Source organism: Paludisphaera mucosa, assembly GCF_029589435.1.
Taxonomy (GTDB): Bacteria; Planctomycetota; Planctomycetia; order Isosphaerales; family Isosphaeraceae; genus Paludisphaera; species Paludisphaera mucosa.
On sequence record NZ_JARRAG010000001.1, the window covers coordinates 615,994 to 636,076 of the forward strand.

A 20,083-nucleotide genomic window follows, 5' to 3' on the forward strand; every position below is an offset into this window, starting at 1 on the left:
CGCGGAGCGATTCCACGTCGCCGTCGCTGCTCAGCCCGGCGCCCAACCGAACGGAACGGCCGTCCCGTGATCCACGTCGAACACCTGGGCAAGTCGTTCCATGATTACCAGCGGGGCTGGGTCGAGGCGGTCCGCGACGTCTCGTTCGACTGCCGCCCGGGCGAGATCTTCGGCCTGCTCGGACCCAACGGCGCGGGCAAGACGACGACGCTGCGGATCCTCAGCACCGTGCTCAAGCCGACGACCGGGAAGGCCGTCGTCGCCGGCTACGACGTCGTCGACGATCCCATGGAGGTCCGCCGGCGGATCGGCTTCATGTCGGCCGGCACCGGCATCTACGACCGCATGACCGCCTGGGAGCTGGTCGCCTACTTCGGCCGGCTCTACGGCCTGCCCAAGGACCGGCTCCGCGAGCGGATGGAGACCGTCTTCGGCTGGCTCCGGATGGACGACTTCCGCGACGTCCTGGGCTCGAAGATGTCGACGGGGATGAAGCAGAAGGTGTCGATCGCCCGGACCATCATCCACGACCCGCCGGTCCTCATCTTCGACGAGCCGACGTCGGGCCTGGACATCCTGGTCCAGCGGATCGTCCTGGACAAGATCCTGGAGCTGCGCGACCTGGGCAAGACGATCGTCTTCTCGACCCACTCCATGAGCGAGGTCGAGCGGCTCTGCTCGCGGGTCGCGATCATCTACCGGGGCGAGCTTCAGGCCCAGGGGCCGATCGACGAGCTGGTGGCCCGCCACGGCCAGCCCGACGTCGAGGAGCTGTTCTTCGCCCTCGTCGAGCAGGCCGACGCCCGCCACGCCGAGACGGCCCGCGAGGCCCTCGAAACGACCTCGAATCGCGGGACGGGACGGACGCCATGAACTGGTCGAACGTGTTCCTGATCTTCCGCCGCGAGGGGCTCGATCAGCTCCGCGACCGCCGTACGCTGTTCATGGTGGTCTTCTTCCCGATCCTGCTCTACCCGATCATCGGGGCGGGGGTGCTCCAGTTCGCCGCGGCGCTCCAGGAGAAGCCCCGGCGGGTCGTAATCGTGGGGGCCGAGCACCTGCCCGCCGACCCCCCGCTGCTCGCCGCCGGCGGGAACGCCTTCAACGCCGCGCTGTTCGACTCGCCGGCCGAGGCCGCCCGCCTGCACGTCCAGCGCGAGCCGGACGAGGGCCCGTGGTCGAAGCCCGAGAACCGCGAGCTGGCCGTCCGCAACGGCGAGGCCTCGGCCGTCGTGGTGATCCCGCCCGACCTGCCCGAGCAGTTCCGCGCCAAGGCCGACGTCGCGATCCCGATCCACTACAAGAGCGTCGACGAGACCAGCAAGATCACCTACCTGAGGGTGCGCGAGGCGCTCGACCGCTGGAAGAGCGGCATCGTCGAGGACCGCCGCAAGCGCGACAACCTGCCGGCCGGCTACGCCCAGCCGATCGAGGTCAAGGCGCTCGACGCGGCCACGACGCAGGAGATCGGCGGCAGCGTCTGGGGGCGGATCTTCCCGTTCCTGCTGGTCCTGATGTCGCTGACCGGGGCCTTCTACCCGGCCGTCGACCTCTGCGCGGGCGAGAAGGAGCGGGGGACGATGGAGACCCTGCTCATCAGCCCCGCCGGCCGCGCCGAGATCGTCATGGGCAAGTTCTTCGCGGTCCTCGCCGCGAGCGTCACGACGGCCGTCTTGAACCTCGTGAGCATGGGCGCGACGGGCCTGCAGCTGGCGCGGCGGGCGACGGGGTTCGGGGGCGGCGAGGCCGCCGGCGAGGCCGCCGCCGCGCTCGCGCCGCCGACCTTGCAGTCGGCCTTCTGGATGATCGTCCTGCTGATCCCCCTGGCCGCCTTCTTCAGCGCGATCTGCCTGGCCCTCGCGGCCATGGCCCGCAGCATGAAGGAGGGGCAGTACTACATGACGCCCCTCTACCTCATCTGCCTGCCGCTGATCTTCCTGACGATGACGCCGGGCATCGAGCTGAACGCCTTCTACAGCATCGTCCCGGTCACGGGCGTCGCCCTGCTGCTGCGGGCCCTGATCGTGGGCGATTACGGCACCGCCTTCCGCTTCTTCATCCCGGTCATGCTGCCGACGATCGTCTACGCCTGGCTGGCGCTGCGGTGGGCCGTCGAGCAGTTCCAGGACGAGGCCGTGCTCTTCCGGGAGTCCGAGCGGTTCAACCTGATGCAGTGGCTCCGCAGCGTGGTCCGCGACCGCAAGCAAAGGCCCACCGCGGCGCACGCGGTGCTCTGCTTCGCGCTGGTGGTCACGGCGTCGTGGCTGTTCGCCCAGGTCTCGATGTCGGTCTCGGTGGGCGGAGGGCTCGGGGGGATCGCCGTCGGCCAGCTCCTGATCCTGATGGTCCCGCTCGCCATGGCCCTCCTGCTCACCACGGATCCCGCCGGGACTTTGAAGCTGCGGCGGGCCGGCCTCCGCTATTTCGCCCTGGCCGCCGCCGCCGCCGTCGCGGTCAATCCCCTGATCGCCGAGCTGCGTCGGCTCGTCGAGTGGCTCTACCCGATCTCCGACGCCACCCAGGCCCTGCTCGAGACCTTGCTCAAGGGGCCGACCCCGTTCGCGTCCACGCTCCTGGTCCTGGCCTTTATGCCGGCGGTCTGCGAGGAGGTCGCGTTCCGCGGCTTCATCCTCTCGGGCCTGAAGTCGGGCCGGCGGACCCGGTCGGCGATCGTCCTCTCGGCGCTCCTCTTCGGCCTGCTGCACGTCTTCCTGAGCCTCTTCCAGCAGTTCTTCAACGCGGCCTTCCTGGGGATCTTCCTGGGCCTGCTGGCGGTGCGGAGCCGGAGTCTCTGGCCTGGAGTCCTCTTCCACGCGCTGAACAACGGATTCGCGCTCGGACTGGGAGCCTGGGTCGCGCTCTTGCAGCGGACGGGCGCCGCCGGCCTGATCTATCGCGACGCCGAACGCGGCCTGTATCAACTTCCCCTGGTCGCCGTCGGTGCGGCGGCGGCGGCGGCCTGCTTCCTCTACATCTGGAGGATCGACCGCCCGGCCGTCGAGGGGCCCGGATGAGGCGGGGGACGCTCACCCTGCGGGCGCGGTACGTCTTCCCCGTCGACGCGCCGCCGATCGAGGATGGCGCGGTGGCGGTCGAGGGCGGGCGCATCGAATGGGTCGGCCCGGCGCGCGAGCGGGCCGCCGACCTGGACCTGGGGGACGCAGCGATCATCCCCGGGCTGGTCAACGCCCACACCCACCTGGAGCTTCCCGGCCTCCCCGGCGACGAGGGCCGCCCGGCGGACGCGGTCGAGGACGAGATCGCCTGGCTCGGGCGCGTGATGGCCCTGCGCCGGGCGGGGGCGTCGGACGAGAGCTATCGCGAGAACGTCCGCCGGAACCTCCAGGCGACGATCGCCGCGGGGACGACGCTGCTCGCCGACACCACGTCCGCCGGCCTGAGCTGGGACGCCGTCGCCGAGGCCCACGTCCGCGCGGTCGTCTTCGCCGAGGTGCTGGGGCTCAAGCGGTTCCGCGGGCTTCAGACCAACGAGGCCGCCTGGAAGTGGCTGGGCTCGATCAAACCCGAGACGCAAGTCGCCGCCAACGCCCGCGCGGGCCTGTCGCCCCACGCCCCGTACAGCACGGCGGGCTGGCTCTACCACAGCGCTGCGGCCAGCCGGCTGCCGCTCTCGACCCACCTGGCCGAGATGCCCGAGGAGATGCAGCTCCTGGAGACTCGCCAGGGCCCCATGCGCCAGTACCTGGAAGACCTGGGCGCCTGGGACGACGAGTGGGAGCCCATCGGCCCCCGGCCCACCGACTACATCCGCCAGGGCGAGCTGCGCGAGGCCGACTGGCTGGTCGCCCACGGCACGTACATCCAGCCCTCGGAGTTCTGGCAGCTCCGGCCCGAAGCGTCGCCGAACGGCCATCGCGTCGCCGTCGCCTTCTGCCCCCGGACGACCGCCCGCTTCGGCCATTTCGCCCACCACCCCTACCGGGCCCTCCTCCAGAAGGGGGCGATCGTCTGCCTGGGGACCGACAGCCTGGCGTCGAGCCCTTCCCTGAGCATCCTCGACGAGGTCCGCTTCCTCCACGCCCGCGACGAGTCGCTCTCGGGCGAGCTGCTCCTCACCATGGCCACCCTCTTCGGCGCCTGGGCCCTCCGCGCCGAGGCTTCGACGGGCAGCATTCGCCCCGGCAAGTCGGCCGACCTCGCCGTCGTCGGCCTCCCCGACCGAGACGAGTCCGACCCCTACCGCCTGCTCCTGGAATCCGACCGGCCCGTCCTCGCCACCATGTTCGAGGGCGATTTCGTCTCCGGGCCCTGGCAGAGGCTCTGAACGACGGGGCGAGCCGGACGGCAAGTCCCCACGAAGCGTCGGCTTTGATACGGGTTGGTTTGCGCCGGCTGGATTTGCGTCGATGCGACGTAAGATCAATAAGATAAATGGCTTAAGTGGCGAAATCGGCCGCAGGAATTGGGTTCGTTGGTCGGGAAAATTTTGTTTTTCACCCTCGGTCGTCCTTCCGGGCCTCGCTCGATCGTCCGCCGGAGACGCAACCGACGACGAGGGCTTGCTTGTGATTATGGTCCGATTCGCGTGATTGCGAACGCCGGGCGTCCCCAAAAATGGGACACTCGAGCGATTCGACGACGATGGAGGCCTTGCGGGCCCCGAGATTGGGAGCGCGGGATGTTCAGCGGCAGCGTCTCGATCAGCCAGCTGATGACGTTCACGGCGCTGTTCGCGCTCGACTTCGCGGTCTTGCTATGGGCCGAGAGCACGGCGAGCGCCCCGGTCCCCCTGTTCCTGCTGGCGGCGCTGAACGGCGTGCTCGTCTGGATCCTGGTTTTGCACCGTCCCCTTCGCCGCTGGATCGGCGCGATTTTGGCCGTCGGGGCGGTCGGCGCGGTCGTGGTCGCCACGGTGATCGCAACGCCGAAGCCGAAGTCGGAGTGGTGGATCGCCAGCATCGGGGCGACGGCCCTGGCCTGGGCCGGCTTGCTGTTCGGGGCGTGGCATGCCGGGCCTCGGACTCCTGCGGGCCTGGAGCCGGATGGAACCGCCAGGTCGCCCTTCGACCGGCCTAGCGTGTGGGCGTCGATCCTCCTCGGCCTGGCGATGACGGGGATCGCCGTGGGATCGCTCCTCGACGACCTCGGGCGCCTGGCCGCCGTCTGGAACGGCGAGCTGGCGCGAAACGTGAAAACGTACATCCCCAGGAGGATCGCCGCCGACGACCCGGCCTTCGAGTGGGTGTTCCTCGCTCCGACGACCGGGCGCACCCTGAAGGCCAGGCCGGGGGCCGAACTCATCGCCAGGCCGAGCGCCTCGTGGACGCTGGGCGGGGTCGGACGACGCATCCCGCCTCCGACCGAGCTGACCACGGCGTGGGCCCTGTACGACTCGACCGGGCCGGGGCTGACGGCCCGGATCGCGGTCGACCTCGTCGCGATGTGGCCCGTGCTCATGCTGGTCGGGGCGACGCTGCTCATCCTGTGGATCCGGCCGCCGTCGCCGCCGTGGCGGGAGACCTTCCACCGCCCCGGTTTCTGGGCCTGCTGCGCCCCACCTCTGGCCGTACTGCCGTTCGTCCTTTTCGGCGGGATCACATCTTTCCGCTTCACGCCCCTGATACTCTCGGCCGCGGTGGGAGTCGCCTGGCTGGTCCAGGCGCTCCGCCGTCGGTGGCGGCCGGAGCCGACGTGGATCGATCGATCGGGGCGGGCGCTCGGCTGCTGCTGGCTGGGGCTCGCGGCTCCGTGCGCCTACGCGATGTGGTGGGGGCTGATCCTCTGACGGCGAGTCCCCTTGCTCAGCCTCTCCAGTCCAGGTCCAGGAACTTCTCCATGAGCCGCCAGCCCTGGTCGAAGAAGGGGCCGCCGCCTTCGCGGGCGTCGTGCTCGTCGTAGCGGAGGCCGGAGGCGGGGACGCCGGCGCCGGCGATGGTCCAGGCGACGGGGGCGCGGTCGTGGGCGCGGGTGCGGAGCAGGGTGGAGTGGTCGGGGGAGATCAGGATCCTCCAGGGGGATCCGCTCGCCTTGAGGTGGGCGAGGATCGGGGCCACGATGTCGCGGTCGATGCGTTCGACGGCCTCGACCTTGGCGTCGGCGCGGCCCTCGTGGCTGGCCTCGTCGGGGGCCTCGACGTGGACGCAGACGACGTCGTGGTCGGCCAGGGCGGCGATGCCGGCCCGGCCCTTGGCGGCGTAGTCGGTGTCGAGGTAGCCGGTCGCCGTCGCCACGTCGATCCGGTCCCAGCCCGCCAGCACGCCCACCCCGCGCACCAGGTCGACGGCCGAGATGATCGCCCCGCGCAGGCCGTGGAGGTCGCGGAAAAGGGGCATGTGGGGGGCCTCGCCCTGGCCCCAGAGCCAGGTCGCGCTCGCCGGCTTCTTGCCGGCCGCGATGCGGGCGAGGTTGACCGGGTGGCTCGCCAGGATCGGCTCGGCCTGGCGCATCAGCTCGATGAGCAGGTCGGACCCGGGTCCTTTGGGGAGGTAGTCCGCGGCCGGCCGGTCGGGGTGGTCGTGGGGCGGGACGGTCACGGTCTCGCGCGTGAATTTCGGCTCGCCGGGCCTGCCGCGGTAGATCATCAGGTTGCGGTAGCTGACGCCGGCGTGGAACTCGACGTCGGGCCGACCGAGCTTCTGCTGGAGGGTCGCCATGATGGGGCCGCCCTCCTCGCTCGTGATGTGGCCCGCGGTGAAGTCGGCGAGGCGGCCGTCGGCGATCGTCATGAGGTTGCAGCGCACGGCCCAGTCGTCGGGCCCGAGCGCGACGCCCATGGCGGCGGCTTCGAGCGGGGCTCGGCCGGTGTAGTATTCCTCTGGGTCGTAGCCGAAGAGGCTCAGGGTGGCGACGTCGCTGGCGGGGAGGAAGCGGTCGGGCACGTTCCGCGACCGTCCCACGAGGCCCTCGGCGGCGACCCGGTCCATCGCGGGGATGTCGGCGGCCTGGAGCGCGGTGCGGCCGCCGAGGGCCTCGAACGGCTCGTCGGCGGCGCCGTCGGGGATCACGATCACGAACTTGGCGGGCGCGGGCACGGCGGGCTCCTCGAATCGGTGGCGGCGGGCGGGGCCGGGTCGATCGGTCACTCCTCGACGCCGAGGCGGACGCTGGGGGCCCGGACGACGTCGAGGCCGTCGATCTCGCGGATGGCCTCGCGAAGGTCCTCCTCGACGGCGAGGTGGGTCATGATGACGAGCGGGACCGGGCCGGGCTCGTCGCCGACGGCCTCCGCGGGCTCGTGCTGGATCACGCTGGCGATGCTGATCCCCCGGGCCCCGAGGATCTGGGCGATGGCGGCGATCACCCCCGGGCGGTCGGCGATCAGGAACCGCAGGTAGTTGCGGCGCAGCGACCGGCTGGACGGCAGCAGCGGGACCGCGGGCGACGCGGCCGACCAGAAGTCGAGCACCCGCGAGGTCAGGAGGGCCCGGCCCGTCGCGACGTCGATCAGGTCGGCGACGACGGCCGACGCGGTGGGCATCATGCCGGCGCCTCGGCCGTGGAAGAAGGTGTCGCCGACGGCGTCGCCGACGACGCGGACGGCGTTGTACGGGCCGTGCACCTGGGCGAGCGGGGCGTCGTTCCGGACCAGCGACGGGGCCACCCGCAGCTCCAGCGCGCCGCCGGCGAGCTTGGCGTGGGCCAGCAGCTTGATCGTGTAGCCCAGCTCGCGGGCGTATTTCAGGTCGGCGAGGTCGAGGCGGTCGATCCCCTCGCGGGGGATGTCGGCCGTCTTGACGTTCGCCCGGAAGGCGAGCTGGGCCAGGATCGCCAGCTTGTGGGCGGTGTCGGTGCCGTCGACGTCGAGGGTGGGGTCGGCCTCGGCGTAGCCGAGCGCCTGGGCGCCGGCGAGGGCGGCGTCGTAGGCGATCCCCTCCTGGGTCATCTGGGTCAGGATGTAGTTGCAGGTGCCGTTGAGGATCGCCGCCAGGCTCTGCACCTGGTTCGCCGCCAGCCCGACGTTGATCGCGCCGACGATGGGCACGCCGCCGCCGGCGCTGGCTTCGAAGGCCACGGCGCGGTCGGCCGCGCGGGCGGCGGCGAAGACCTCGGGGCCGTGCTCGGCGAGCAGGGCCTTGTTGGCCGTCACCACGTGCTTGCCCGCGGCCAGCGCGTCGAGCACGATCCGCCGCGCCGCGTCGATCCCGCCGATCAGCTCGACGACGATCGCGACCTCGGGGTCGTCGATCACGCGGCGGACGTCGTCGACGATCCGCACGCCCTCGAACTCGGCGCGCCGGTCTTTCTTATTGAGGTCGCGGACCACGGCCCACTTGCAGTCGATCCGGCTCCCCGCGCGGCGGGCGATGCGGTCGGCGTGCTGCGTCAGGATCCGGGCCACGCCCGCGCCCACCGTCCCCAGTCCGACCAATCCCACGCTGACCTGTTGCATCGCGACCGCCGTGGAGCGCTCCGGGGGGGTTCGACTTCGCATTTCGAGAGGAGGCCCGGGGGCCGCGTCAAGTGTAGGACGCGGCCGCCCGGCCCGCAAGTCGACCGCGACGGCTCAGAGACCGTCCCTCGTTGGAGGTCGCTGCGGCGCAACCCTGGCAGAGAAGCCTGAGCGGATCGTTCGTCTCACAAGGCTACCGTTCTGATCGTTCGCGCTCCCGATTTTGCAAGACCCTTTTTCAACCAGCGTTCGAGCACGACACCCGTCGGCATCGGCCAACGGGTCGGGTCGCCCTCGTGCCGCTCGATGATGTCATTTCCGGCGTACGTCCAGTCGTGATACGCGAGGATTCGCAAGTCTTGCCCAGTGTGCCGCTAGGAATTCACCGTGCGTTCGTCACATCCCCCGAATCGCGAGTCGCTCGGGAGCTTCGGCCGCAGGAATCGCCGGTTCTGCCCGGCCGATTGGAAGTCGGGCGCGATAGACGCCGCCAGGTCGTCATTCAGCGGTACGACGTCCAGAAACGTGCGTCCTAACTTAACGACGCGCACGGGGAAGAAGACGCTCGTCTGAGGATCGATGCAGTAGGTGATGTCGTCGAGACGGTATCCCTCGAATTCTTCAGCCATTGGTCCGCCCCTTTTCCGATCGCCTTCACCTTCCCTCGCACCCTGCGCGGCGGCCCTCAGTTGACAATATCGCCCATGCCGGTTTCGATGCGACTTCTGAGGTTTCGGATGAATTCTTCGTCGAAGGGCTCCCAGCGTTCGAGCTCATCGATGATCTTCAGAGGTTGCCTGCTTCGGTAAGACCGCGTCGGGTTGCCGGGGAATTTCTTGTCGGTGACGTTCGGATCGTTCTCGATTTCCCCCGTCGGCTCGACGAGGTAGACCCGCGGCCTGCCGTCGCCCCTGGCGATTTCCGCGGCGAGTCCGGCGCCCTTCGACAGGGCCGTGAAATAGATGTGATTCATCACGACCTTGCGGTCGTAGTTCGATATGTGGCCGGCCGTCAGCAGATCGCCCGGCCGCAAATGGGCCTTCGTGCCGTGGTAAAACGGCCCGGCGTCCAAAACCGCCATACACACCACCTCATGGGAGATCTTGACGAACCTCGGTACGAGGAACCGGGTTGTAAGCGGCGGCTTCCGACGCCTCCCCCCCTTCGCGGGGAAGGCAGACCCCGCAGGGCCGGATGAGCGACCGTGTTCCCGCCCGGGGTGCCGAGCGATCGATTTCGGCGGAAATCCCCGGGCTGCAACACTCACTCTTGGTCCTTCGGACATACAAGGGGGAGGATGCGCGAAGCACCGTCAGAATTCGCAACCCTGCGGCACGATGGATCGACGGCTTTCGTGCTCGTCTTCCCCCTCATCCGGCCCTTCGGGCCACCTTCCCCCGCGAGGGGGGAAGGACGTCGTTCCGAGGGACGCGGCCGTCCCGGCCGCAAGTCGACCGCGACGGCTCAGGCCCGCATGGGCGCGGCCGTCTTCGAGCCCCGGGCGATCAGGATGATCCCCAGCTCGTACAGCACGATCATCGGCGCGGCCAGCAGCGACATGCTGATCGGGTCCTGGCCGGGGGTCAGCACGGCCGCGGCGATGGTGATGATCAGGATCGCGAACTTCCGCTTGCTGCGGTAGTCGTCGACCGTGAAGATCCCGATCCGCTGCAGGAAGAGCATGACCAGGGGGGTCTGGAAGGCCACGCCGAAGACCAGGGGGAGCATCGTCGCGAAGCTCATCCACTCGCTCAGCCGCAGGGTGGGCGCGACGCCCAGCCAGACGTTGAAATCCAGCAGGAAGGCCAGGGTCAGGGGCAGCACGAACCAGAAGCAAAGGGCCACGCCTCCCATGAACAGCCCGAGCGAGACCGGCAGGAACCGCATCACGTAATGCCGCTCGTGCCGGTACAGCCCGGCGGCGATGAACGCCCAGATCTGGTAGAAGACCCAGGGGCTCGCCATCACCAGCCCGGCGACGAGGCAGACCATGAAGTAGATCGTGATCGTCTCCAGCGGCCCCAGCGAGATCAGGGAGTTGTCGAACACGAGCACGGACTGCTCGCTGGCGTCGATCAGCTCGGCGAGCTTGTATCGGATGGGGAAGGCGAGGGTCTGCCCCTTGACGGCGGCGGCCTCCGGGAGCTTCGCGTCGGGGGCGAGCCTGCGGAGCGCCTCGATGAACGACTCGGCCGGGATCTCGGCCTGCATCGCGTCGGAGACCGTCTTGGCGGCCTCGGCGACCGCCCGCTTCTTGGCGTACTCGTTCTTGTAGAACTTCGTGAGGGCCACCTTGGCGGGGGCCTCCATCTGCTCCATCACCCGCTTGCCGATGTCGAGGGGGGGGATGAAGACGATCAGGACGCCGAGGAAGAGGCCGGCCAGCGCCAGGATGAGCCGCACGCGCAGCTCCTCGAGGTGCTCGCCGAAGCTCATCGTCACCATCGTCTGCTCTTCGGTGAAGAGGTCGCGATCGCTGGGCATAGGACGTGGACCAACGGGAGGATGCGCCCGCCGCGAGGGGCGAGACGTCGGATCGGAAGCGGAGGAGACGCGGGCTGCTGCGGCCAGTCCCGAGGCCGGAGCCCTTGGCGGGCGGCGCCGCGCGGCGGCCTCTCCGGGACGGCCGATCGCGCGGGGGCGTTCCTGTCACGACGAGTCTAGCACCCGCCCCCGCCGATTGCCAGGCCGGCTCGCCTCCGCCGGGCGGAGATGGACGCCGACGCCGCGCGGCGTTACAACTGGCGATGCCGACGGCGGCCGGACCTTTTCGATCGACCCGGGCCCCTTCCGGACCCGCCGCCCGGCACGAGGACGCCTCGCGATGCAGCCCCTCCCGCTCGAACCGCTCGCGTTCACGCCGATCCTCCGCCGGCTCGTCTGGGGCGGGAGACGGCTCGGCGCCCTGATGGGCAAGCCGATCGGCGAGGGCGACGACTACGCCGAGAGCTGGGAGGTCGCCGACTACAAGGACGCCGTCAGCGTCGTCCGCGACGGCCCGCTCGCCGGCACATCCCTCCGCGACCTGGTGGCGGACCGCCCCGCCGAGCTGTTCGGCCGCCGCCGCGAGGCGCCCTCGCAGTTCCCGCTGCTGGTCAAGATCCTCGACGCCCGGGAGTCGCTGTCGGTCCAGGTCCACCCCGACGACGCCCTGGGCCGCGAGCTGGTCGCCGACAACGGCAAGACCGAGGCCTGGGTCGTCCTCGCCGCCGAGCCGGGGGCCCTGATCTACGCCGGCCTCAGGGCGGGCGTCGGGCGGGAAGACCTCGAACGCGGGATCCGCTCGGGCGAGGTCGAGCCGCTGCTGCACCGCTTCGAGCCCAAGATCGGCGACTGCGTGCTGGTCGAGGCCGGGACGGTCCACGCGATCGGGGCGGGGGTCATGCTCGCCGAGGTCCAGCAGATGTCCGACGCGACCTTCCGCGTCTTCGACTGGAACCGCGTCGACGCCCAGGGCCGGCCCCGCGAGCTGCACATCGACCAGGCGCTGCGCTCGATCGACTTCGACCGCGGCCCCGTCGACCCGATCGTGACGTCGCCGCTCGTGCTGGAGGACGGCGACGTCCTCGAGCCCCTGGCGCGGTGCAAGTACTTCGAGCTGGAGCGGCTGACGATCGAGACGCCGGCCGAGGTCGGCCGCGACGACCGGTTCACGATCCTGATGGTCCTGGACGGGGAGATCCGCGTCCGCCGCCCCGCCGGCGACCGGCCGTTCCGCCGGGGGGAGACCGTCCTCTTGCCGGCGGCGATCGGCCCGACGATGATCTTCCCCGTCGGCCGGGCCGTCGTCCTGGCCTGCCAGCAGCCCTGAGCGGGCTGAAGGTGCCTGAACGTGAGGGGCGAGGCGTGGAAGATCTCGAAGACGCTCTCATCACCCTGAGCCCTGAAGCGACGCGTGGCTACGGGCGCTCGGCGATCCCGCATCCGATCGACGACGTTGCCAGACGCCTTTCGAATCGGTTGGCGATTTCTTCCCAGGACGAGAAGGATTCGTCGCTTTCGTTGATGACTCTGGGACACGGACGCGTGCTCGACGCCTTCGCCGGCAGGATGGCCAGCCTGGCAGTTCGCACCGAGGACCCCCACAAAATCGTGGACGGCCTGAAAGCGCTCGCTTTCGCTTCCAGGCTGATGGACTGGCGGGACAATGTCGCCACCCTGGCCCTGCTTTGCCGCAGTATTGAGATCCTCGAATTGGATCCGGAGCTTTACCTGCGCCAAACCGCAGGCTTGAGCGACTCCGAATTCGAGGGGCAGGTCCGAGGCTTCTCCGGGCGAGACGAGCGGGATCGCTCGCTGTCGACGTTTCGATACGTCGAGGGCGAAGATCGAGATGGATTCCGATATCTCTCCGTCGGCGCACCGGGGCTTTCCCCCGCCCTCTTCAAGTTGATGGCCAGGGGTGAGCAGGTGAAGCATCTCAAAAGTCTCGAGCCGTCCGCTCGCCGATCAATCTTGGACGCGCTCGATGCGGCGGCTCGGGAATGGCTCCAATCGCAACTCGATGGCGACGATCATCCCGATATCGGGCCCAAACGCACACTCGGCTCGAGTCGATGAGCATAGTCCGCCGTCCGAACAGGCCGCAGCCAGGGGCGTCGCTGTCCTGCGACCGCAGGTAGATCACATCGAAAATACGGGACGGGCTGTGGTCCGCTCCCCCAGGAAACAGCGAAGGTCGCGAATCGTCCCATGGCCGAAGAACCCCAGCATCCCGTCGACCCCGACCGGATCCGCCCCCGCGATTGGCTGAAGATCGGCCGCGCCGTGCCGGCGGCCTGCGACCTCCGCAAGATCCTGCTCGCGGCGCTCGGCCTGGTCGCCCTCGAACTGGGCTGGCGGGGGATCGAGCGGGGCGCGCCCGACGCCCCCCGCGTCCTGGGCTTCGCCAGCCTCTACGGGACGCCGTTCGAGTCGCCGGTAGGCTTCGCCGAGGCGATTCGGCGGCCGGCCTGGAACGTGACCCAGCCCATCCGCCTGATCGTCGAGCCGCTGGCGACGTTCGTCGCCGTCGACGGCCCAAACGGCCGGGCCCTCCCCGCGCTTTTGCGGCTCATCTGGGCCTTCGCGGCGATGGGGTTGGTCGGCGGCGCGATCTGCCGGATGGCGATCGTCGAGGCCGCGACGGGCGCGCCGACGGGCCTTCGCGAGTCGCTCGGCTTCGCGCTTCGGCACGGACGGAGCCTGGTCGCCGCGCCGCTGCATCCCCTGGCGCTCGTCCTGATGCTGGCGGCCGTCTCGGCGGGGTTCGGGCTGGCCGCGCGGCTCGTCCCCGCTCTGACGGCCGTGCTGTTCGTCGCGCCGTTCGTCCTGGCGATCGCGTCGGCGGTGCTGCTGTTCGACATGATCGCGTCGTGGCCGTTGATCCCGGCGGCGATCGCGGCGGAGTCGGACCTCGCTCTGGAAGCGGTCGGCCGGACCTTCGGCTACGTCAACCGCCGGCCCCTGACGCTGGCGGCGGGCGCGACGGCGGCCTGGATCCTGGGGACGCTCGGCCTCGCGGCGTTCGAGGTCTTCCTCGCGGCGGTCGTCCACCTGGGCGTCTGGGGGATGGGCCTGGCGGCCTACCCGGCGCGGCCGGGGAGCCTGGGGGGCGCGATCGAGCCCTGGGCGGCGGTCGTCGGGCTGGCCTGCCAGGCGTGGGCGTTCGCCTTCTTTTGGTGCGCGGCGGCCCGGGTCTACGGGCTCCTGCGTCAGGACGTGGACGGCGCGCCCGTGCTCGGCGTGCTCCCGGCGTCGGCGGGCGACGGCGGCGGCTCGGCGGCCTTGCGGTAGAGGGCGGCGAGCTTGTCCGCCTCGGCGTCGAGGTCGAACCGGGCGCGGAGCGTGGTGCGGGCGGCGGCCCCCAGATCCTGGGCCCGTTCGGGGTGGTCCAGCAGGTCGAGCATCGCGTCGGCGAGGCTCGCGGGGTCGTCGGGCGGCACGAGCAGGCCCGAGCGGCCGGGCTCGATCAGCCCGCGCAGGCCGCGGACGTTGGCCGCGATGCTGGGGACCCCCTGGACTAGGGCCAGCGTCAGCGTGCGCCCGGCGCTGGGCTCCAGCGAGGGCTGGCAATAGACGTCGAGCACCGACCAGAGGCGGGGGCCGACGACGTCGAAGTCGGCGACCGTGACGCGCTCCTGGATCCGGAGCGCCATCGCGTGGCGGCGGACCTCGAGCGAGTCGCCCCCCTGGACGGCGATCAGGAACTCCAGGTCGCGGCCCCGGGCCAGCACAATCTTGGCGGCCTCCAGGAAGATCGCGAAGCCGGTCTCGGCCAGGGGCGGCCCGGCGACGCCCACGACGGGGACCTTGGGCTCGCCCGACCGCGACGGGGGCGAGGACGGTGCGGGCTCGACGAGGATCCCGGGGGGGATCACCGTCACCCGGTCGGCCGGGACGGCGAGGTCGTCGGTCAGGACGTCGCGCAGCTCGTCGCTGGAGACCACGAATGCATGCAGCCAGCGGCGGCTGATCCTCAGGCCGTCCTCGGCCACCAGGAAGTCGTCGACCGTCTGGATGTAGGGGATCCGCCAGGTCTCGGCCATCGCCAGCGCCGTCTCGGTCGTCTCCTCGTGGAGGGCGTGGAGCACGGCGGGGCGGGGGATCGTCCGGCCGTGGAAGAGCCGGCGGACGGCCAGGCCCTTGAGCCAGCGGCGGCCGAGCGAGGGGACCTCGACGATCCGCGGATCCCGGCGCGCGTCGGGGCGTTCGGTGCAGACGACCCGGGGGGCGATCCCGCGCCCTTCCAGGCGGTCCAGGAGCGGCCCGAGCGGCCAGCCGTCGTCGTCGAGCCCCAGCCTGCCGGCCAGGATCACCACATCCAGGGGCGTCTCGCCGTCGTCTCCGTCCGCCACCGGCCCCCTCTCCCGAAATCCCCGGGACGTTCGCCCTTAAGGCTGCACGCGGGCGTTGGAATCGCGGCCCGACCGGGTTATAGTGGGACGGGTCAGGCCCACATCCCGGCGCCCGCTGAACCCGTTGAGCCCACGGAATGACCCCACAGCACTCGACCGAAGCCGCCCCCCCCGCTCAGGAAGAACTCTACGCTCTGACGAGCCGGCTGCTGGAAAACGTCGGTCAAGTGGTGCTCGGCAAGGCCGACTCCATCAAGCTCGCCGTGGTCGCCCTGCTCGCCCAGGGGCACGTCCTGATCGAGGACGTCCCGGGCGTGGGCAAGACGCTCCTGGCGCGGGCCCTGGCGGCCAGTATCGACTGTTCGTTCCGGCGAATCCAGTTCACGCCCGATCTTCTCCCCTCCGACGTCCTGGGCTCGAGCGTCTTCCACGCCCCGTCGAGCGAGTTCGTCTTCAAGCCCGGCCCGGTCTTCGGCAACGTCGTGCTGGCCGACGAGATCAACCGCACCACCCCGCGGACCCAGAGCGCCCTGCTCGAGGCCATGAGCGACCGCCAGGTCTCCATCGAGGGGACGACCTACCCGCTCGAAGCCCCGTTCATCGTGCTGGCCACGCAGAACCCCTACGAGTTCGAGGGGACCTACGTCCTGCCCGAGAGCCAGCTCGACCGCTTCATGATCCGGATCCGCATGGGATACCCCGTGCGGGCCGAGGAGCGCCGGCTGCTCCACGACCACCGCGTCGGCGAGCCGGTCAAGACCCTCCAGGCCGTCATCACGGCCGAGGAGGTCGTCCAGCTGCAGGACGGCGTCCGCCGGGTCCGGGTCGACGACGCCATCGCCGACTACCTGCTCGACATCGTCCACCTGACGCGCCGGAGCGAGGACCTGCACGTCGGCGTCAGCACCCGCGGCGCCCTGACGCTCTACCGAGCGGCCCAGAGCATGGCCATGGTCTCGGGCCGCGACTTCGTCGTCCCCGACGACGTGAAGTCGCTCTGCGTCCCCGTCCTCGCCCACCGCGTGCTCGGCAAGTCGTTCCTCCAGGCGGGCGAGTTCGGCGCGGCCGAGGCCATCATCCGGGACATCGTCGACCGCGTCAAAGTCCCGACCTGACCGCCGCGCGACCCGCACCGCCCCGGCCCGCAAGCCGCCGCGAAAAGCCCACCGGACATCCGACGCGATCGAGAGGGATCGAGCCATGGCCGTGGACGAAAGACCCCGCAGCGCACGCTCCAAGCGAGGGGCCGGCCGGATCGCCAAGGGCCTGATCCAGGCCCTGGTGCCGACCGAGCGCACCCTCGTGACCCGCGAGGGCTTCTGCTACTTCGGCGTGATGCTCGTGCTGCTGGCGGCGGGCATGCTCCAGCAGATCAACCTCATCCTCCTGGTGGCCACCACGGCCGTCGGCCCGTTCGTGGCCTCGTGGTTCGGCAGCCGGGCGATGCTCAGGCGTCTGATCGTGCTCCGCCGCACGCCCGGCTACATCTTCGCGGGCGACCCCCTGGTCGTCGACTACACGCTCGAGAACGGCCGGCGGCGGATGGCGGCCCTGGCCCTCTTCCTGGAGGACCAGCTCGTCTCGACCGAGCGGGGGGCGACCGGCGCGGCGTCGACGCCCCAGGTCTTCTTCCCCCGCGTCGCCGCCCGCGACCGCGCGCGGCTCCGCTGGCAGGGCGACGCCCCCCGGCGCGGCAAGTACCGGTTCCAGAACCTGGACCTGGGGACCCGGGCCCCCTTCGGGATCGTCGAGCGTCGCGTGACGATCCCGCTGCCCGAGCCGCTGTTCGTCTACCCCCGGATCGGCCGCCTGACCCGGCGCTGGTTCCAGCTCCAGCGCCAGACCAGCGAGAATCGGCTGGGGCGGCGGCACGACCGCTCGGCGCAGCAGGAGGAGTACCACGGCCTCCGCGACTACCGCTCGGGCGACAGCCCCCGGTGGATCCACTGGCGGACCTCGGCCCGCCGCGGCGAGCTGATGGTCAAGGAGTTCGAGCAGCAGAACGAGCAGGACCTGGCGATCCTGATCGACCCCTGGCTGCCGCGCACCAAGGTCCCGCCTCAGCAGCGCGAGGCGATGGAGCAGGCGATCTCGTTCGCGGCGACCGTCTGCCTGGAGACCTGCCGCCGCCAGGGGAGGCGGCTCGTCCTGGGCTGGACCGGGGCCACGCCGGGCGTGATCCAGGGTCCGGCCTCCGTCAAGCTCTTGCACGAGCTGCTGGAGCAGCTCGCCGTGCTCCGGCCGGTGAACGAGGGGGGCCTGGCCGAGCTGCTCGACGCCCTGCCGCCCCCGACCCTGCGCGACGCGCTGCTGATCGTGGCCTCGACGCGGCCGATCAACCTGATGGAGGAGGCCGAGCGCTCCACCCGGCTCACGACGACCTCGGCGCGCAGCCTGACGGGCCGCGTGCTGGCCTTCAACGCCTCGCAGGGGGAGCTCGACGGCCTGATCCAGTTCGCCGAGGCCGACACCCGCGGCCTGCTCGAACAGCGGATCTCCAACGCCGAGACCGATCGCTTCAACAGCCAGGAAGAGCGCCGCCGCGGGATGTTCGCGGGCGAGTCCGAGGACGGCGGCGGGGTCATCATCGAGGAGACCGTCGCGCCCGACGAGCCGCCGACCTGGCGGGCATGGAAAGGGGGCCGGTCGTGAACAGCCTGCTCGTCTATCGGGCCAGCTTCTACGTCATGATGACGCTGGCCACCACCGCCCTGAGCGCCGACCCGACCGACGACCGCGGCGGCTGGCTGCTGCCCCCCCTGGTGGCCGCGGCCGGGCTCGTCGCCTTCCTCACCGTCGACCGCAAGCCGGAGTGGTCGCTCCCCTCGGGCTTGGCCACGCTGCTGGGGATCGGCTCGCTGGGGATGCTCTACATCGAGTACTCGATGGACGAGACCCAGGCCATCCGCTGCCTGGGGCACTGGCTGGTCTTCCTGCAGCTCATCAAGTACTTCCTGCCCAAGTCGATCGAGGACGACTGGGTGCTCTTCCTCGTCGGCCTGATGCAGGTCCTGATCGGGGCGGTCATCAACGTCGGCGACCAGGTGGGCGTCTGGCTCTTCCTCTGGGCCGTGTCGGCCGTCTGGGTGCTGGGCCAGTTCTTCCTCCAGCGCGAGGCTCGCCGGTTCCTGAGCCCGACCCCGGCGCGGGCGCGGGCCCCGATGGAGCCGCTGCGCGAGGACCCTTACCGCCGGCTCTTCGACTTCGCCTACTTCACGGCGACGGCCCGCGTGCTGGCCCTGACGCTGGGGCTGGGGTTCTTCGTCTTCCTGCTCCTCCCCCGGCAGCAGGGGGCGACGCGGTCGCGGTTCGGGCCGACCTCGACGAAGCACCTCACCGGCTTCGACGAGGAGGTCGCCCTCGGCCAGCTCGGCGAGATCCTCGAGAACGACACGGCGGTGATGACCGTCGAGTTCCAGGACCGTTCGCGGGCCCCGGCGACCCCTCCCGTCGAGCCGCTCTGGCGGGGCGTCACTCTCAACAACTACGACAAGGGCCGCTGGCGCAGGCAGAACTACCGCCAGACGCGCACGTTCCCCAGCTTCCGGGAGAAGGGGGCGGACGCCCGCAAGGTGCTCCGCCAGCTCGTGAAGCTGGAGGCCAACGACTCTCCCACGCTTTTCGGGATCCGCCCCTTCGTCGAGGTGATCGGCGGGCCGCGGCAGTCGCCGAACCTCAACGGGCTCGACGGCACCGTCTTCCGCAACGAGGCCCGCGGCCCCTACGACTACGAGGTCATCTCCGACCTCGACCCCACGGTCCCCCAGCTCGGCGAGGAGGCGCCCGGCGAGGACCGGATCAAGAACGTGCTGCTGGGCGTCGCCCCCGACGTCAAGGAGGCCCTGAAGGCCGTCGCCGATCCGATCGTCGAGAAGATCCCCGTCGACGACTCCCTGGCCCGCGCCCGGGCCCTGGAGGCCTACTTCCGCGACTCCCAGACCTTCGCCTATTCGCTGGAGATGTCGTCCGTCGACGATTCGCTCGACCCGGTCGTGGACTTCGTCGTCAACCGCAAGGAAGGGCACTGCGAGTACTTCGCCAGCGCGCTGGCGCTGATGCTCCGGTCGATCGACATCCCCTCGCGGATGGTCAACGGTTTCAAGGGGGGGGACTGGAACGAGTTCACGCAGTCCATGACCGTGCGCCAGAAGCACGCCCACAGCTGGGTGGAGGCCTACATGGGCCGGAACCGGCAGGGGCAGCCGATCTGGGTCTCCTTCGACCCCACGCCGGGCAACGAGCGCGAGAAATCGGTCGCGCAGGTGGGGGGCCTGGCCTCGAACTTCCGGGGCGTGACGGACCTCTTCCGGTACGTCTGGGTCTTCTACATTTTGGGCTACGACTCGAACCGCCAGGCCAAGCTCTACAGCCCGGTGCGGCAGCTTTTCCAGCAGATCCGCGTGGGCTACGGCATCATCTGGAAATGGGCGTCCGAGACCTTCGCCCGCTACTTCCACTTCGGCAGCCTGCAATCCCTGGTGAGCGTCAAGGGCTTCATCGCCTCGTTCCTGTTCCTCTGCGTGCTGGCCGCGGGGACGAGGGGCGCGATCTGGCTCGTGAAGCGGCTCCTCGCCCGCTGGCGGGGCTCGACCGACGACAACCAGGGGGCGACGGCGGGGATCCTCTTCTACCGCCGCTTGACGCAGCTGCTGGCCGACTACGACCTCAAGCGCTCCCCCGCCGAGACCCAGGGCGAATTCGCCCACCGCGCCTTCCGGTTCCTGAGCGGCCGGGGCGACGGCGGGCAAGAGGTCGCAGAGCTGCCCGAGAAGGTCGTCGCGGCCTTCTACCAGGTCCGCTTCGGCCATCTCGACCTCTCTCCCGAGACCCTCGAAGAGCTGGAGCGCAGCCTCGACGTCCTGGAAACCAGGCTGAGCGAGCCGGCCGCCCGCTGACG

At 70.4% G+C, this 20,083-nt stretch carries 15 protein-coding genes and 1 pseudogene; 11 read left to right on the top strand and 5 right to left on the bottom strand.

Annotation, left to right across the window (positions count from 1 at the left end):
* Positions 1–66 precede the first annotated feature (66 nt).
* The 4 genes from PZE19_RS02535 (at position 67) to PZE19_RS02550 (ending at position 5,746) form a co-directional block, all read left to right on the top strand.
* Positions 67–873, top strand: coding sequence for an ABC transporter ATP-binding protein (locus PZE19_RS02535; RefSeq protein WP_277859016.1), 807 nt, complete (start codon positions 67–69; stop codon positions 871–873).
* A complete protein-coding gene (locus PZE19_RS02540) occupies positions 870–3,014 on the top strand; it encodes an ABC transporter permease subunit/CPBP intramembrane protease (protein ID WP_277859017.1) in 2,145 nt (714 codons plus the stop codon). The genes PZE19_RS02535 and PZE19_RS02540 overlap by 4 nt, the downstream gene beginning before the upstream one ends.
* The gene (locus PZE19_RS02545; RefSeq protein ID WP_277859018.1) at positions 3,011–4,285 is read left to right on the top strand and encodes an amidohydrolase family protein; all 1,275 of its coding nucleotides are present in this window, start codon (positions 3,011–3,013) and stop codon (positions 4,283–4,285) included. Before PZE19_RS02540 ends, PZE19_RS02545 begins: the two co-directional genes overlap by 4 nt.
* A gap of 354 nt (positions 4,286–4,639) precedes the next feature.
* Positions 4,640–5,746, top strand: a complete 1,107-nt coding sequence (locus PZE19_RS02550; RefSeq protein WP_277859019.1) for a hypothetical protein — start codon at positions 4,640–4,642, stop codon at positions 5,744–5,746.
* Between the two features lie 16 nt (positions 5,747–5,762).
* On the opposite strand, the gene PZE19_RS02555 is transcribed toward PZE19_RS02550, so the two are convergent.
* From PZE19_RS02555 to arr, 3 genes are all read right to left on the bottom strand, one after another.
* On the bottom strand, positions 5,763–6,992 hold the full coding sequence (locus PZE19_RS02555; RefSeq protein WP_277859020.1) for a cofactor-independent phosphoglycerate mutase: 1,230 nt from the start codon (positions 6,990–6,992) through the stop codon (positions 5,763–5,765).
* Between the two features lie 47 nt (positions 6,993–7,039).
* Entirely contained in the window at positions 7,040–8,350 is a 1,311-nt protein-coding gene (locus PZE19_RS02560; protein ID WP_277859021.1) for a homoserine dehydrogenase, read from the bottom strand.
* A gap of 685 nt (positions 8,351–9,035) precedes the next feature.
* Positions 9,036–9,431 (bottom strand): NAD(+)--rifampin ADP-ribosyltransferase, encoded by a 396-nt coding sequence (arr, locus tag PZE19_RS02565; RefSeq protein WP_277859022.1) that lies wholly within the window; start codon positions 9,429–9,431, stop codon positions 9,036–9,038.
* Positions 9,432–9,677: 246 nt separating this feature from the next.
* On the opposite strand from arr, the pseudogene PZE19_RS33340 reads away from it, so the two are divergent.
* Positions 9,678–9,794 (top strand): annotated as a pseudogene (locus PZE19_RS33340) (hypothetical protein); the annotation flags it as partial.
* A 20-nt stretch (positions 9,795–9,814) separates the two neighbouring features.
* Here PZE19_RS33340 and tatC read toward each other — a convergent pair.
* Positions 9,815–10,834, bottom strand: a complete 1,020-nt coding sequence (gene tatC / locus PZE19_RS02570) for a twin-arginine translocase subunit TatC (RefSeq protein WP_277859023.1) — start codon at positions 10,832–10,834, stop codon at positions 9,815–9,817.
* Positions 10,835–11,174: 340 nt separating this feature from the next.
* On the opposite strand from tatC, the gene PZE19_RS02575 reads away from it, so the two are divergent.
* The 3 genes from PZE19_RS02575 (at position 11,175) to PZE19_RS02585 (ending at position 14,125) form a co-directional block, all read left to right on the top strand.
* Positions 11,175–12,161 (top strand): type I phosphomannose isomerase catalytic subunit, encoded by a 987-nt coding sequence (locus PZE19_RS02575; protein ID WP_277859024.1) that lies wholly within the window; start codon positions 11,175–11,177, stop codon positions 12,159–12,161.
* 35 nt (positions 12,162–12,196) lie between these two features.
* Positions 12,197–12,910, top strand: a complete 714-nt coding sequence (locus PZE19_RS02580) for a hypothetical protein (protein WP_277859025.1) — start codon at positions 12,197–12,199, stop codon at positions 12,908–12,910.
* A 132-nt stretch (positions 12,911–13,042) separates the two neighbouring features.
* Entirely contained in the window at positions 13,043–14,125 is a 1,083-nt protein-coding gene (locus tag PZE19_RS02585) for a hypothetical protein (RefSeq protein WP_277859026.1), read from the top strand.
* Here PZE19_RS02585 and PZE19_RS02590 read toward each other — a convergent pair.
* A complete protein-coding gene (locus PZE19_RS02590) occupies positions 14,044–15,186 on the bottom strand; it encodes a glycosyltransferase family 4 protein (RefSeq protein ID WP_277859027.1) in 1,143 nt (380 codons plus the stop codon). The genes PZE19_RS02585 and PZE19_RS02590 overlap by 82 nt on opposite strands.
* 137 nt (positions 15,187–15,323) lie before the next feature.
* Here PZE19_RS02590 and PZE19_RS02595 point away from each other — a divergent pair, with 137 nt between their 5' ends.
* From PZE19_RS02595 to PZE19_RS02605, 3 genes are all read left to right on the top strand, one after another.
* The gene (locus tag PZE19_RS02595) at positions 15,324–16,301 is read left to right on the top strand and encodes an AAA family ATPase (RefSeq protein ID WP_277859028.1); all 978 of its coding nucleotides are present in this window, start codon (positions 15,324–15,326) and stop codon (positions 16,299–16,301) included.
* An 85-nt stretch (positions 16,302–16,386) separates the two neighbouring features.
* Complete coding sequence (locus tag PZE19_RS02600) at positions 16,387–17,838, top strand: DUF58 domain-containing protein (RefSeq protein ID WP_277859029.1); 1,452 nt, start codon at positions 16,387–16,389, stop codon at positions 17,836–17,838.
* Positions 17,835–20,081, top strand: coding sequence for a transglutaminase TgpA family protein (locus tag PZE19_RS02605; protein ID WP_277859030.1), 2,247 nt, complete (start codon positions 17,835–17,837; stop codon positions 20,079–20,081). The genes PZE19_RS02600 and PZE19_RS02605 overlap by 4 nt, the downstream gene beginning before the upstream one ends.
* Positions 20,082–20,083: the final 2 nt, after the last annotated feature.